Below are 16,304 nucleotides of genomic sequence, written 5' to 3'. Positions count from 1 at the left end.
GCTGAAGAGGGGGTTTTTGCAGGTGCGGTGTGATTGAGGCATCTCGCTTTATTACAGATTTTTCCACTGCACTGTGCTGCGATCGAAATGGAAAAAGTGTATGGCACGGATTGGAAATATCCGTTATCGTGGATAGCTCTAATACCGGTAAAAGTTATTAAGAAAGTTGGAACAACGAATAATGTAATAACACCAATAAAATTAATGATATGGATTATCAAAAAATACTAAATGTTTCAGAAAGCAAATTACAGCTTAGGTTTTCAGATGTTGTAGAAAACATAAAAGACTGCATAATAAGTGGTTCTACAGGTGGTGAAATAATATCCAAAGTTGGTAAATACCTTAAAGACTTAAAATTTACTGATATTGAAGCATATTTAGTTATTGAAAACGACATTATTACCTATCTAAAGACGTGTAAAGAAAATGGAATAATTATTATATAAGAAAACCAGATCGTGCCTGATTTGCAATCGTGCCCGTAATTATCAATTACCACCTTTTTGGTATTGCTAAAAAATCGAGTATGTAAAAGGTTACTTTTTGGAATGAAAATATAAACAACCCAGAAAATACAATGCTTACTATTATTGATCTGGAAATTTGCCTTAATGTACCTTTTTTACTAAACCTCAGAATGAATGCGATTAGAAACGGAATCCATATCATTATAAACGGAAATAAAAAGTAGGCACCTAAACCATAGGCAGAAGTACTAAAATAATAATCAAGAAATAATAGTAAGTACAATACAACAGCGATAACCAGCCCATAAATAAATTCTCTGTTTTTAAATTGCCTCTTATAAAACGATTTAATAATCAATATAAAGTCCATAATTATTAGCAAGACCGTAATAAAAAGAAATGGATATATAATTAGCCCCATGATGTGTATATTTTATTATTAGCAGGCCTTGCTTGTGGGCGCGAGCATGACGCTCCGCCAGCAGGGGAATTAAAAAAAGTTGATATTGGTAAAGTAATAAAAAACAAATAATATGTATAAATATAATTTAGTTAAATTAGCTAATGGAATTGGTTTTAGAGTCTCATTTGATATGAAAGCTGTTTTAAATGATAAGAAGATAGTTAATATTGAAATCGAAAAAAATGAAAATCTCATATTAGAAAATTCTGACTTGTTTTTACAAACAGGAATTTATTATTTTTTCGAAAAATTTAAAAAAGGTTTCGATGTCGAAATTAATAATATTAGACTGATGCCTGTAGATACAACAAATATGCTACTAATGTACGCTGTTATTGAATCTCTAACTGTAGCATTAGATTTTAAAATAGAGGGATTATGTATAACTGAAAAAGGGTTATTTAGTATTCCAAAATAAGTTCTCTTAACTAGTTCTTGTGGATTAAAGTTATATTTTATATATGTACCCAGATAGCGCGGATTTGCAATCCGTTACTACACTTATAAATAATTATAGATTTCTCTTCTTCGCTACGCCTACCAATCGGCAGGCAGGCTTAGGTCGAAATGGAACAACGCTACATTCTACATATGTTTTATTTAATTTTTCGGAAATATGCGTTTTGACCTTCCATATTTATTTTCTCTGAATTAGGAGTATTAGAACATTTTTGCTCAAAATAAATATATTTCAATTTGGTATCTAAAAAAAGCAGCTTGTTCTTTTGCTCACAATTTATTTCATCATCAGTTTCAAGATTAGCTTCGGATGAATATGATATATATGTGATGGTGTCTTTTTCAATCGAATAATCTAATATTTCTTTGCCTGTATCAGTACTTATATAAGTTAGTTTATTTGGCTTGTCAAAAATAATAGTGTCAGGTGTTTCACCATTTAATCCATTTTCACCTATAATCCATCGTGTATTTTTCAGTTTATCAAATGATAAATCATTTGTTGCCATATTTAATTCTTCCTTCTTCACTCGGGATATAGACTCAGATTTATCTTTGCTACAAGAAATTATCAAGGTTAAGAGTAAGGTAAATAGAGTAATTTTTTTCATTTTTGTTCTGATTTTTTATTCGCTCCCAATAGCGCAAATTTGTATCCTTGTCAACACTTAAATACTTACAGATTTCTCCACTTCGCTGCGCCGCGGTCGAAATGAAAAAAGTGTATGGCACGGATTGGAAATATGCGCTATTGAGAAATTCAATATAACTAATTAATTTTTTCAACGTAATAATTGTTTTCAAAATTAACTACTTTAATATCAGGAGCCAAGTATATTTCTTTAGATAATATTTCTTTATTTCTAATACCATGTGCATTATACTGTTTATTAATATAAATTGTGTCGTTCTTAATTATTCCTTCCTCAACTACTAAATATGTATTGCCAGGAGTTCTTGCCATACTTTTTATTTTCAGTGTGTTTCCGTTAACCGAAAAAGTACTGCCCCTAAATAATTTTTGTACTGGAAAGTTACTTCTTGTTTCGTTCGCCATTAATTGCGATTTATAAATAAATTTGTTCTCAGAAAATACAATGATCTGAAAAGTAAAATTATTATCATATACAAAATAAGCTTCACCGTATTTTATATTTTTATAACTATACTTGTCAGTAATTTCTGATTCAAAATATTTTTCCTTAAACACAGTGTCTTCCATATTATTAAAATCGTTTGCGTATTCTGTCCCCTTTTTTGATATGCAAGAATTGGCTAGTAATGCTATTAAAATAAACTTTATCAATTTTATCATAATTTAAAATTTCTCCACTTCGCTGCCCCCAAATAGCACTGATTTGCAATTCGTGCCGGCAATAATAAATAATTAGAGATATCTCCTCTTCGCTGTGCCTACCTATCGGCAGCAGGCTTAGGTCGAAATGGAAAAACGCCGCATTCATTCTAAGAGCTCAAATCTAAAATCTCAATTCTAAAATCTGAAATCTAAAAAATCAGTCCATTAAGCACGGCATCGTTATAATCATCAACCACGCAAAGCACGTTATCGTTAGCCAGCTCTTCGGGTGTGTGGTAGGAGGCAATGCCAACGGCTTTCATACCGGCACGGCGGGCGGCCTCTATGCCTTTAGGCGAATCTTCGAACACTATGCAACTGGCGGGGTCTACACCTAACAGTTGGGCGGCTTTTAAAAACACCTCGGGGTCGGGTTTGCTGGTAACCACGTCTTCGGGGCCTACAACCACCGGAAAGTACTCGCGAATGTTAAGGTTATCGAGCACAAAATCTACATTGGCGGTAATGGCGGCGGTGCCAATAGCCAGCTTAATGCTCTGGGCTTTGGCTTTGGCAAGCAGGGTATCCAGGCCATCTATAAGTTTCAGGTCGGGTAAAAAGTCTTCGCGGTAGCGCCCTTCTTTGCGGTGGGTAAAGGCGGCAATTTCTTCTTTGGTGTATTTTCCGGGGCCAAAAACACGTTCAAACAGCTCCTCATTTTTGCCGTACATGTTCAGCTTGATCTCGGCCTGGGTTAGCCCGGCATTAAGCTCTTTAACCAGGATATTAAACCATGCCATTTCGTGGTAGTGCATGTCGTTAATCATGGTTCCGTTCATATCAAAAATAAAGGCGGTGTATTGCGGCATGTTGATTGGTTTTAGAAAAGTAAATGTATTTTAATATTTTGAGACCACAAAGTTACGGCGGCTTTTTACCGTTAGTACTGAAGCGGCAATTGCAGTAAATTATTTTGCCTGCATTTTTTGGGATGGCTAACCCACAAAATCAGCACGCAAAACTGTCGTTTGGTTTAATGTGCGCAAAATAGCGTAACTCGAAGTCCGAAAGTGAAATATTAAGCACTTTTTATCGAATTTATGAAAGCTTTTTCTGATAAAATATAAAACGGCAAAGGCCCCCAAAATTTGGAGGCCTTTACCTATTTAAAAGTAGTATATAGGTTATTGTTTAACCACCCTTACAGATCCTGTTGCGCCGTTGGCAGCAGTAACCTTAAGGATGTAAGTACCTGAGGCAAGCTGCGATACGTTTACCTGTACCGATGTGTCGTTAGCTTTTTGGGTAAGAACTTCCTGCCCAAGCATGTTAATTACCGATATACCAGTAAGTTGCGTACTACCTGATACTGTAACCACACCCGATGTTGGGTTAGGATACACCACTACATCTTTAAGGTTAAAGCTGTTAGCCGATAGTACAAGGTTAGCCGTGATGCCGAATTTAGGGCTCTCGCAACCGTTGGTGTCCTGGGCTACAAAGTAGGTAGTATCGTCTGTAAGTACTGTAGTTACAGGCACTTCGGTATAGGTAGTACCATTAAGCGTGTACCATGTTACGGTAGCTCCGGTGGCTGTTGTAACATCCAGTGTTGCAATGGTTTCGCCTGCTAAGAACTCCTGTGTAGCATCTCCCGTTGGTATTACCGATGCCGCGTTAAGCGTTACCGTTACCTGTGCTGTAGCGCTCTCGCAACCTGTAACAGTCTGTGTAGCAAAGTAGTTACCCGCAGTTAACGGTGCTGTTGTAGCAAGCGGTGTACCGCCTACTGTGCTGTACCATTGAATGCCTGTGCCTGTAGCTGATAGGTTAGCTACCGTAGTGCCTGAACAATAGGTTTGTGCTGCTGTTACAGTGGGTGCGTTAACCGTTGTTATAGTTACAGTTACGCTTGCCCTTGTGCTTGAACAGTCGCCTAAAGTCTGGCCTACGAAGTACGTACCATTAGTAAGTGCTGTAGTAGAAGCCAATGGCGAACCACCTGTAGCTGCTGTGTACCAGTTAATTGTAGCTCCCGTTTGGCCTGTAGCCGTTAGGTTAGCCACGGTACCCGCTGTGCATATATTTTGGGTTGCCGTTGCAGTTGGCAGGCCTAATGTAGTAATGTTAACCGTAACCGGTGTCCTGTCGCTTTCGCAGGCGCTAAGTGTCTGGGCTACATAGTAGGTAGCTGTGTTAAGCGCTGTTGTACCCGCTAAAGCTGTACCGCCTGTTGCTGTAGTATACCAGTTAAACGTGGCACCTGCAAGGCCTGTAGCTGTTAGGTTAGCAACGGTTGCACCGGCGCAAAATGCTTGTGCAGAAGCTGTTGGCGCAGCCGGTGGTATGCACGTAAAGGTTTTGTTTAACGCATATCCCCTGTTAGCACCATGATTGGCGATGGCAAACGATGCCGACGCACCGCGAGCATATACAAAATCGATATTGGCATCGTTATACACAAAGGTATAATCGCCGGTACCGCCTGTAAAAGAACGGGTTGCAACAATGGTACGCGTTGTTCCGGTAACGGTGTTAGAGCTCACAGTCCAATCGTTACTGGCATCTATAGAAGGGAAAGCCCCTACCCCGTTTTGAGAAGCATCTACCAGTGTAGTGCCGTTGTAGTACACCAAATCGGTACCGGATTGCATGCCTCCGCTATTGGTAAACGAACCAAACTGCAGGGCGAACCACCTGTCGCTTGGGCCCGTTAGGGTTAGCGTTGCCGTGGTAGTGGTGTTGTTAAGGTCTAATTTGGCGGTTAAGCCCGTCATAAGGGATACCGATCCTGTTGTTTTGCTCTGAGCCTGAAGGCTTAACGCCGACAATGAGAGCAAGGCCATTAGTAATATTCTTTTCATTTTTCTAATTTTTTAATAAGTTGATAATATCCTGGTTATTTGTAAATACGGCGTGGTCGTAAGGCGATTTGCCCTCGTTGTCTTTCTTATTTTTATCTGCTTTGTATTTGAGCAGCAGCATTATAAGTTCTTTATTTTGAAATTGTACTGCATATACCAACGGGGTTACCCCATTGGCATCGGCAATGTTGGGGTTGGCCTTGTTCTCTAAAAGCAGCTTTGCCAGTTTAACGTCGCCCTTTACAGCGACAGATGCTAAAGCCGTACCGTTAGAACTGTTGTAGTTAACATCCTTAACATTTTTAGCAAGGTATTCTGCCACAGGCACATTGCCCCTGTAGCAGGCCAGTATTAACGGCGAAAACCCGGCCGGGTTAAGCGCGTTTACGGTGTCTTTATTCTTTTTTACCAGCGCCTGCATCTGCTCTACAGTGCCAAAACGGGCGGTATCAAAAACATCTTTGTCCTGGGCGGTGCATAGGGTGCCTATCAGGACTATCAGTAAAAACAGCTTTTTCATATCCTTCTGTTATTTGATTAGCGAAAAGCTATAGGTTACACTGATCTTATCGGATACTTTTTTGCTGACCACACTCGGAATTTCGATAGCAAAATCACCGGGCTTCACTTCAAAAGCTCCTGTTACAGTTATGGTGTTACCCGACTTAGATATCTTAGCCGAATCGGTCACTTTTTTGGTTTTGCCATGAAGCGTTAAGTCGCCCGTAATGGTGTAAGCTTTTGGTTCTGAGGTTAGTTTCGATGCATCAAACCCTTCTATCTTTCCTTTAAAAGTAGCCTTGGGGTATTTATCCGACTCTACGTAATTCTCGTTAAAGTGCTCTTCCATTAAGGCTACTTTAAAGCGGAAGCCCTTCATTAAAGCCAGTACGGCAATATCTCCGGTAGACGACTCCACCACTGCCGATGCTGTTTTGTTCTCACCTGCTACTTCTTCAAAAGAAGGTACCGTAGCCTCAAACTTAATGTTACCCGTTTTAGTAGTATACTTTTGGGCATACATGCAGTTATAGATGGTTAAAATGATGAGTACGAGTATAAATCTTAGATTTTTCATAGCTATATTGTTTTATTGTTCGGTAAGCCCGTCGGTATTCCATTTTAGTACAATGTCGATATTGCCCTGCGGCATCCTGCCGGTACTTGGCATAATTCCCGGCTCGCCATTTTGCAGCTGAATCCTGTCCAGCAGGCCTGCGTTCTGCACGGCATCTACCACATTGGCATAAGTGGTAAGGTCTCTAAAGGCGGCAATGCCCCCATCTGAATGGCAAACCACGCAATTGTTATCTATAATAGCCTTTACATTGGCGGTATAAGTTGTTACTACAATAGTATCGGTTGGGGGCGGTATAACATCGGCCTCAATATCCTGGTAAGTTTGGCTGTCGCAACTGTATAACGCTAAGGCAGCCAGTGGTATAAATATGTATTTTTTCATTATTAGCATTTTAAAAAACCCTGTATAAGTTAAACCCGAAAAAGAAATCGCCATCGCCCCAGTCGCCCGCAGCATTGGTTATATAACCACTTTCTGTCATGGCCTGAGAGCTGGTAAAAATGAGCTGGAAAATATGCCCGCCGGTCTCTACATCCAACCCTACCGATAGCGGATTGTTATAAAAATCGGGCTTATCAAAATTATAGGCATACTCCAGGTTTAGCGATAGCCTCTTGGTAAGTTTCATCCTTCCGCCGGCAGCCAGAGCAAACTGGTCATCGTTCTCTGTAGCAGGGGTGTACAGGTTTTTATGTATAAACGTGGGTGCCAGCTCCAGCGACAGTTTATCAGAAAATTTTCTGGATATAAGTAACTGGTTAACAAACGCAAGCCTGTCGGCAAATTCTATTTTAGGATAATCGTCCTTCTTTAAAAAACTATTGATATCTATGGTATTATAGCCCACAATATCTACCGGAAAATTCTCGCTTTGGCGTACCAGCCTGTACTTTAAACTGGTTTCGTACATTTTTAGCAGGGTGTGGCGCGATGCACTAACCGATAGCCAGTTGGTAATACCATAAACCCCACCCAGTTTTGTAGTGGCGGCATCAAGGCCAAAAAATTCGTCTATACCATTTTTAACGGTACCAAACCTGTGCGATACTACGAAGTAAAACTCTTTGGCCGCGGGCAGCTTGGTGCTTTGCAGGGTTACAATTTGCAGCCCCTTAAAGGTGGCGGTGGCATAGGTATCCTGCACTTGGGTAGAATCCAGCTGTGAGAGCAGGTCGTCTTCCTGTGCGTGGGCAAAAACGGTAAATAAAAGGCTTGCAGCCAATAGTAACTTCTTCATGCTTAAATAATTATTCTTTTATGGTACACTGGTCCAGCTTTACTTCGCCAAAAAGCTCATCAAAACCAATACACCGGCCTTTTATGGTAACTGTCTTGTTAATAGCGTGCTTACCGGGTTTAATGTCGAAACCGCAAAACACCTGCCCGTTTACGGTTAAAACCGAATCGGTTATTTGGGTAACCGTACCCTTTATCTCTATGGTTTTATTAAGATAGGTCGAATCTGCCTGCTGCTGGTTGGCCGTATAATCGGCAAGCAGCTTGGTGGCGGGTATCTGAAAATCAGCCTCTTCGCTGCTAACATTGCGTGCCTCTTTGTACAGGTAGCCATAATACATAAATGCGGCTGCACCGGCCATTACCAATAATACAACGAGTAGTATAAAACCCTTTTTTTTCATAATCGGTTAGCAAAAATTGTGGGATAATACCCAATTTTTTAACAAAACTATCAAACCATTGCTGCTACCCGCCTAAATAGTGGCAAATGCATTTTTTGATTTAGGATTTGCAAGCTTTGACCGAGAATTTGAATTTACCCCCTGTTGGAGATGGGGTTTGGAAGATTTTGAGGATACTTAAATATGATAATACTAAGGAGTAGCATTTTACTATGAAATTAAGTTACAACATATCTTAATTATTTAAATTTTGCAATAAAAGCTAAGTCTTAAGCAAAAAGCCAGTACTAAAATGGTGTTTATCAAAGCGGGAGGCCAACAGATTAAAATGTAACAACAACTATTATTTTACCCAAAGGTTAACCGGATATCCGGGGCCGGGCATTTTACCATCCAGTCTTCGTACGTATTTTACTACAATACAAGTTACTTTTTAACTTTACTATGCATGCATTGCATTATCCTCAATAAAGCACCTTTATACTAAGAAATAGTCAAATACATTAACGTTTTTACGCAGAAAACCCTGACAATTGATGATTGTCAGGGTTTTCCATTTTTCTTAAAAGTGTGTCGTTCATCGATAAATAAAATTGTTATATCGACATATTTTATTTTCCCAAAATTGTGCTTCCTGCCTCAGGCTTACTTTGTTATAGAATTGAGCATTCTTGAATTTAATTCAGAAAACGAGGTTTAAACATGATTAATATATAATTAATTGTGACAAAAAAAGCCTTATTGCAACTATTATCTATTTTTTAAATAATTATAAAATCTAAAAACCTGTCGGTAAAGGCAGCTAAAAACATCAGTAAAATACAGCCATTCAGCCCCCTCTTGTTTCTTGTTTACAAAATTCAAAAATACCCATTATTCAACTTTTAAATATTAATTACTAATCTAAAAGAAGCTTATGATTACTACATTACGCAATTTGGCATCCAGGGTCGCACTCCTTATGCTCATTTTGTTTGCTTCCTGGCCCTCCGCCCAGGCGCAAACAACGGCTTTTAGTTCAGACTTCAACACCAACACTGGAGTTCTGTACACAACAACCAATGGCCCCATTGGTAACAGCAGCACATGGAGCATGATACGCAGTGGTACCGATTTTGGTGCCCGTATTAATGCCGACATACTGGAGCTGTCTAACGACGCTACCGGTTTGTTTAACAACTCCGGTTGGGTACTTGCTTATGCATCTGCCCCTGCAGCACCTTATAATAGTGTGCTTAGCTCTAACCCGGGCGTTGTAACCTGGACATTTAATATGCGCCAGCCACGTGCCAACCCATCCGGAATATCCAGCGGCAGGTATGCTGCAGCATTTATTTTAGCCGGTACGGCAAACACCACTGCCACCACTGGTAGCGGTTATGCAGTAGTATTAGGAAACTCCGGCTCAGTAGACCCACTTAGGCTGGTTCGTTATACCGCAGGTGTAAGAACCAACAGCAACATTATCTCGTCTAACACGGCGGGATTGTCAGATTTTGGAGGTAACTTTTTAAGTGTAAGGGTAACCTATACCCCCTCTACCAATACCTGGCAGCTATTTGTAAGGAACGACGATTTGCTTGTAGCACTATTATCGTTCCTTGATCCGTCTCTGGGCACATTGATATCTCAGGGAACAGCAGTAAACAGCTCATCCACAGGCACATCACTTCCGCTTATCGGCGCCTATTGGAATGCCGGTACAGGTATAGCCCAGACTGCTTTTTTTGATAATGTAAAAGTTGCCGTTACCACTCCGGCAATAACCTCTTTAGCACCAGCCTCTAAGGTTGCCGGTACAGGCGCCTTTACACTTGCCGTAAATGGTACCAACCTTACCGCGGGCTCTGTTGTTAAGTGGAATGGCACCAACCTTACAACCACATATGTATCGCCAACGCAAATAACGGCGGCAGTACCGGCTAACTTAATTACGGCAGCGGGCACGGCATCTATTACAGTAGGTACAGGCGCAGCAATATCTAATGCCCTAACGTTTACAATAGATGCGGCAAACATACCGTCTATAACTACATCTGTATCGGCATTAAACCCTTATACAACAGTTACAGGTACAGCATCGGCACAGCAAAACTTTACCTCTACAGGAGCCAGCCTTAGTGCACCTATAGTGGTAACAGCACCGGCAAACTTTGAGTTATCTACCGTTGCCGGAGGTGCAGGAGCTTATTCGTCGAGCGTTAATGTTACCGCCGCTACTACCACTATTTATGCAAGGGTGGCAGCAACGGCGCCTCCTGGTTTATACAGTGGCAATATAACGCTTACCTCTACAGGGGCTACTACAAAACAGGTGGCCGTAAGTGCTACGGTTTTAAGTACAGAGCCTACCACGAGCGATACCAACCTTACCTTTACTAATACCAACTCTATATCTACCACCGTAAACTGGACCAACGGCAACGGCTCTAACCACCTTGTGGTAGTGCGCGCCGGCAGTGCAGTAACCGGCACCCCGGTAGATGGGGTAAGCTACACAGCCGTAGCTGCCTATGGAGCAGGATCTGAGGTTGGAACCGGTAATTATGTGGCGTATAATGGCACAGGCAACTCTGTAACATTAACAGGCCTTAGCCCGGCAACTACCTATTATGTTTCGGTTTTTGATTATAACGGATCTGGCGGAACAGAAAATTATAGAATTACAACCCCTGCAACAGGAAACAAAACCACCCTTAATGCCCCAGTTGGCCTACAGGTAACAGGCGCTAACACAGAATATAAAATTAATTTTGATACTACTGTAGAAGGTGTTAACAATGGTACTTATGCCGGTGGTGGTATTGGTCCATCGCCTCAGCCGGGCGAACTTAACTCTAACGCATTTGCATTTAGCGGCTTTAGCGATGGTGCGCTGGCCTTTGGGGCAACAAGCCCTGAAGATTCGGCCTCTTACGAAAACGGTACCAGTACCGGTGGAGAAACCGATGGCGGGCTTTATAGCTATATGGTTGCCGATGGTAACTATGCACTGGGCATCCAGCCTAGCTCAACAGAGTTTTCGCCTGGTAACATATCGTTCAGGTTCCAGAACCAAACGGGTGCACCTGTAACATCTTTAAGCGTTGGCTATAAAGTATGGGTACGTAATGATGAGGCAGGCGCAAATAGCCTTAGTTTTAGCTACTCTTCAGATAACACTACGTACAACACAGTAACGTCTTTAACCCAAACTACAGATGCAGCAGCAGACGTTATGCCGGGCTGGAAAGCATATAACAAAGTTGTAACCATTACAGGATTAAACGTTGCAGCAAACGGCTATGCTTATTTAAGATGGTCGGGCGCAGCGGTAACCGGCACTGCTTATGATGAAATTGCTATTGATGATATTAGCATTGTGGCTAACCCTACTACTACATTTGCATCGTTTAACGGCACTGCCGAAACATTTACCCTTGCAGGTAATGCTAACCTGTCTGGCAATACTACCATTTTGGGCAACACCAACTTTGTAAACGGTAAAGTAATTGTGGGTGCCAATACCCTAACATTAGGTGGTACGGTTACCAACACTTTTGCAGGCGGTATTAGCGGTAGTGCAGCAAGTAACCTTGTTATTAATGGCGCAGCCAGCCCAACTCTTAGCTTCGACCAGACTACAGTTGGCACTACCAATATGCTTAATAACTTAAGCATTAACACCACAGCGGCCAACACTACATCTATAGCCAATAACGTAATTGTTGGTGGTACACTTACTGTAGATACAGACCAGACACTTAACTTAGGTACTGCCACATTAAATGGTGCATTATCTACTATAGTAAATAATGGTACTGTAGCTACACAAAACACCAGCTTAACTCCGTTTGCTTCGGGCAAAACATGGGGAGGTACAGGTACAATAAACCTAAATGCAGCTACGGCAGCACAAACTCTGGTTGCCGGTACTTATAATAAAGTAACAGTAAGTACCACAGGTGGTGCTACGGCTACCGGTAACATTACCCTTAATGGCGACCTTAACCTGCCTAACGCAAACGTATCGGCTACTAAAGGTAGTTTTGATACCGGTGCCTTTACGCTTACAATGGCACCAACATCGGCCAATACCGGTGTGGGCGATGTTAGCGGTACTATTACACGTAACTCTATTGCAGCTAACGTGCAGTATACTTTCGGGCATCCGCAAACACACCTTGTTATACCTCCGGTTGGTACATTGCCAACATCGTTAAGCTTAAAAACTACGCTTGGCGTTGCCCCGGCAGGCAAAACCGATGGTATATTAAGAACTTATGATTTGATCCAGACAGGAGCTACAGGTACAAAAGCTATTATTACGGCCCACTACCTGGACTCTGAACTTAATGGTAATACCGAGAACAAACTGGTAGACTGGGTTGTACAGGTTTCGCCACAACAGGTTATAGAGCAGGGTCGTACCAACTACGATGCTACTCAAAACTTTGTAGAGCTTGGTAATGTTAACCTTGCATTCTTTGCCTCTACATTCGGGCAAAAACTGCTTACACTGGCTAACTCTCAGGTTGCGGTTGCAGTTTGGAATGGCTCTGTAAGTTCGTCATGGACAACGGCTGCCAACTGGTCGCCAAACGCAGTACCGTCAGACGATACTCAGGTAATTATACCCGATGCAGCTACTACGCCTAACGACCCTATACTTAACCCACTTGTTACCATAGGTAAATTATCGATAGAAACAGGTGGTATATTAAATTCGCCAACAGGCTCTCAGTTTAATATAACAGGAGCATCGGGCGCATGGATTAACAATGGTACGTTTAACCCGGCTAATGGTACGGTAACATTTACATCTAACGCTACTACTAACGGCGATGCTACCATTGCAGGCAGCACAACGTTTAACAACCTTGTTATACCAACCGGCACTACACTTAGGGCGTTAGCCAATAATGTTATGGATATTGCCGGTACATTTACTAAAACAGGCAGCTTTGTTGCCGGTGCAGTAAACAACACCGTTATATACAGTGGTACCAACCAAACGATAGTAACGCCTAACGGTGCACAATCGGCTTACGATAACATTACCATTACAGGTACAGGTGCTATCTTCCCAACTACATTAAATGTAAATGGAGATATTACCTTTAACAATGCTGTTAGCCTTGCAGGCAAAAGTATATTGTTAACCGGTACAGATAACCAGCTTATAGGCGGCACTGTTGCCCCTGTGTTTAATAACCTAACGGTTAACAAACCTACAGGCCAGGTTATACTTACTAATAGTGCTACAGTTGGTGGTACATTAACACTAACGTCGGGTTTATTAGACATAGACAATTACAACCTTACACTTGGTGTTACGCCAATTGCAGGAACTTTCTCTGCCACAAGCATGATAGTTGCCGAAGATGCGGGTGTTGTAAGGGCTCCGTTTACAGCAACAGGCTCATATTTCTTCCCTATAGGAGAAACTACAAGCAACACTACGTACTCTCCTATTACGGTTAACATTACATCGGCATCGGGCTTTACAAATGCTTATGTGGCGGTTAACGTTAAAGATGCGGTACACCCTGATAACCACAGCATAAGCAGCTACCTTACACGCTACTGGAATGTTACACAAACCGGTATTGCTAATGCTGTTGCTACTATTACGGCTAACTACTCTACGGGCGATGCCGTTGGTGGCCAGGCTACCCTTAGTGCAGCACAGCTTAGCGGAGCGTTTAATGTAGAAACTAATCCGTGGTTAAAATTTAGCCCATTAGCAAACAATACGCTAACTGCTACCAACGCTTTATTAGGCGATGGCGTGCTATCTGCCTTTACAGGTATAACCCTTGCTAACGTTATTGCTTTAATTACAGGCGAGGGCGAGGTTTGCCAAAACAGTGTTATTGTGCTAAGTGCCAATATTACTGCCGGCGATGCTCCATATACTTATTTTTGGTCTAACGGCCTGGGCACGGGTGCAACAGCAACTCCGCCAACTAATGTTGTAGGTAGCACTACTTATACATTAACGGTAAGAGATGCTAACGGTATCGTGTCTGTAGATACTGCGGTGGTGGTTGTAGATCCGTCGGCGGTTGGAGGTACTGCCTCATCAGACCAGGCTATATGCTCTAATACCTTACCTAACGCATTAACACTTACAGGCTACACAGGTAGCGTTGTACGTTGGGAGCGTTCTGCGACACCAGACTTTGCAACCGTAACTACTATAGCCAATACAACAGCTACACTGCCAAGCAGCCAGCTTAATGGTATTACAGCTACAAGATACTTTAGGGCTGTTGTACAAAATGGCCCATGCGACCCGGTATATTCTAACACGGTTACAATTACCGTTAATACTACCACATGGAATGGAACAAGCTGGAGCAATGGTGTACCAACAGATGGTTATACTGCTATATTTAGCGGCAACTATACCTTTACTTCAGATTTGTATGCCTGCCAGATAAACGTAAACAGCAACGCTGTTGTAGTTGTACCTACCGGCTTTAATGCCATTGTTACAGGTGCAGTTATTGTAACCACAGGTAGTTTTACTGTAGAAAACAATGCGGCACTTGTACAAATAAACAATGTTAACAACACGGGTAACATTACTGTAAAAAGAAACAGCAACCCATTATACAGGCTGGATTACACCTTATGGTCGTCTCCTGTTAGCGGCCAGCAATTAGGTACCTTCTCGCCATTTACAAGTACTTCGCGTTTTTATACTTACGGAGGCCTAAATAATGGTGTTTATGATGACGGATACTTTGTAGTGCCAGACCTTACTACAACCTTCCAGCCGGCAACCGGATACTTAATACGTATGCCAAACTCTATAACCGGTGGCCCTACAGGAACGTACTACCAGGGTACTACAACACATACCTTTGTAGGCAAATTTACGGGTGTGCCAAATAATGGTATAATAAACAAATCGCTTACTGTTTTAGGAGATGCGTATACTGCAACAGGTAACCCTTACCCTTCTCCAATAAGCGTTTACGAGTTCTTTATGCAAAACGATGGCGTACTTGACGATGATTCTGGTTTGTATTTCTGGAGAAAGAAAAACGACCACGCAATATCAAGCTATGCCACCCTAACCCTTGCAGGTTTAGTGGCTAACGGCGCAACACCGGATGGCGACTCTGAAGAAGAACAAGATCCTGATTACCAGTTTGGCGGACAAAACCAGTCGGTATACTACCAGGGCAGTAACCTTAACTGGATAATATCTCCGGGCCAGGGCTTCTTTGTAAAAGCCGATGTAAGTGTTAGCAACCCGCAACTTGCATTTAGAAACACTATGAGAAGACCGGCACTGGGTGCTGGACAGCCTTTCTTTAAAGGAGCGCAGTCTGGCCAGGATATGTCTCGCCTATGGTTAAACCTTAGCGGCACAAATGCCTTTAGCCAAATAGCTGTTGCTTACATAGAGGGCGCAACCCTGGGCATAGATTATGCTTATGATGGTAAAAGGCTTACAGATATGGGCAATGCCGAATTGTATACTACTGTAGGCCAAACCAACCTGGCCATACAGGCAAGGCCAGAGTTTAATGCTACAGATGTTGTTGCTCTTGGCTTTACAGCCCTTGCACCGGGCCAGTATACCTTTACATTAGATCATGTAGATGGTGTATTTGCCGCAGACCAGGATATATATCTTGTAGACAAGCTTACAGGTATAACACACGATATTAAAGCGGGTGCTTATAACTTTACTACAGAGGCCGGCACTTTTGCCAACAGGTTTGATGTTATATACATGAAAAACCTTGGTGTTAATAACCCTGAACTTGCAGCTAACAATGTAATTATTTACAAACAAAGCAAACAGGTAAAAATTGATGCAGGCGGCAACATTAAAGATGTTAACATTTTTGACCTTACAGGCCGACTAATTTACAGCCACGGTGGTATTAATGCTACAAACTTTAGCACTACCGATATACACATAGCCCAAGAGGTTATTATAGTAACGGTTACTTTAGAAAACGGAGCTTCCGTTAGTAAAAAGGTAATCTTTGATTAAGCTTTTTTAGATTTTTAATTTTTGTTAATGC

Annotated in this window: 12 protein-coding genes; 3 read left to right on the top strand and 9 right to left on the bottom strand. The window is 41.7% G+C overall.

From position 1 onward, the window contains the following. The first annotated feature begins 209 nt into the window (after positions 1 to 209). A complete protein-coding gene (locus tag G509_RS0108360) occupies positions 210 to 449 on the top strand; it encodes a hypothetical protein (protein WP_026991107.1) in 240 nt (79 codons plus the stop codon). A gap of 554 nt (positions 450 to 1,003) precedes the next feature. Then, positions 1,004 to 1,351, top strand: coding sequence for a hypothetical protein (locus tag G509_RS0108350; RefSeq protein ID WP_026991105.1), 348 nt, complete (start codon positions 1,004 to 1,006; stop codon positions 1,349 to 1,351). Positions 1,352 to 1,529: 178 nt separating this feature from the next. On the opposite strand, the gene G509_RS0108345 is transcribed toward G509_RS0108350, so the two are convergent. The 9 genes from G509_RS0108345 to G509_RS0108305 all read right to left on the bottom strand — a co-directional run bounded on the left by G509_RS0108345 (position 1,530) and on the right by G509_RS0108305 (position 8,274). Beyond that, positions 1,530 to 2,003, bottom strand: coding sequence for an HAD family hydrolase (locus G509_RS0108345; protein WP_026991104.1), 474 nt, complete (start codon positions 2,001 to 2,003; stop codon positions 1,530 to 1,532). Positions 2,004 to 2,161: 158 nt separating this feature from the next. Further along, positions 2,162 to 2,707: a hypothetical protein gene (locus G509_RS0108340; protein WP_026991103.1), complete on the bottom strand. Its 546-nt coding sequence runs from the start codon at positions 2,705 to 2,707 to the stop codon at positions 2,162 to 2,164. A 191-nt stretch (positions 2,708 to 2,898) separates the two neighbouring features. Further along, complete coding sequence (locus G509_RS0108335; RefSeq protein ID WP_026991102.1) at positions 2,899 to 3,558, bottom strand: HAD family hydrolase; 660 nt, start codon at positions 3,556 to 3,558, stop codon at positions 2,899 to 2,901. A gap of 315 nt (positions 3,559 to 3,873) precedes the next feature. Further along, positions 3,874 to 5,553, bottom strand: coding sequence for an Ig-like domain-containing protein (locus tag G509_RS0108330; RefSeq protein WP_081663271.1), 1,680 nt, complete (start codon positions 5,551 to 5,553; stop codon positions 3,874 to 3,876). Between the two features lie 4 nt (positions 5,554 to 5,557). Beyond that, entirely contained in the window at positions 5,558 to 6,073 is a 516-nt protein-coding gene (locus G509_RS0108325; protein ID WP_026991100.1) for an ankyrin repeat domain-containing protein, read from the bottom strand. 9 nt (positions 6,074 to 6,082) lie between these two features. Next, positions 6,083 to 6,631 (bottom strand): YceI family protein, encoded by a 549-nt coding sequence (locus G509_RS0108320; protein ID WP_026991099.1) that lies wholly within the window; start codon positions 6,629 to 6,631, stop codon positions 6,083 to 6,085. A gap of 12 nt (positions 6,632 to 6,643) precedes the next feature. Beyond that, positions 6,644 to 7,015 (bottom strand): hypothetical protein, encoded by a 372-nt coding sequence (locus tag G509_RS0108315; RefSeq protein WP_026991098.1) that lies wholly within the window; start codon positions 7,013 to 7,015, stop codon positions 6,644 to 6,646. A gap of 10 nt (positions 7,016 to 7,025) precedes the next feature. Beyond that, complete coding sequence (locus tag G509_RS0108310) at positions 7,026 to 7,871, bottom strand: DUF5777 family beta-barrel protein (RefSeq protein ID WP_026991097.1); 846 nt, start codon at positions 7,869 to 7,871, stop codon at positions 7,026 to 7,028. Between the two features lie 10 nt (positions 7,872 to 7,881). Then, positions 7,882 to 8,274, bottom strand: a complete 393-nt coding sequence (locus G509_RS0108305) for an OB-fold protein (protein ID WP_026991096.1) — start codon at positions 8,272 to 8,274, stop codon at positions 7,882 to 7,884. A gap of 916 nt (positions 8,275 to 9,190) precedes the next feature. On the opposite strand from G509_RS0108305, the gene G509_RS0108295 reads away from it, so the two are divergent. Beyond that, positions 9,191 to 16,273, top strand: a complete 7,083-nt coding sequence (locus G509_RS0108295) for a T9SS sorting signal type C domain-containing protein (protein WP_131450745.1) — start codon at positions 9,191 to 9,193, stop codon at positions 16,271 to 16,273. Positions 16,274 to 16,304 lie beyond the last annotated feature (31 nt).

The sequence above is a fragment of the Flavobacterium subsaxonicum WB 4.1-42 = DSM 21790 genome, from assembly GCF_000422725.1.
GTDB lineage: Bacteria > Bacteroidota > Bacteroidia > Flavobacteriales > Flavobacteriaceae > Flavobacterium > Flavobacterium subsaxonicum.
The sequence above is the reverse complement of the archived record's forward strand: the minus strand, read 5'-3'. Positions and strand labels throughout refer to the sequence as shown.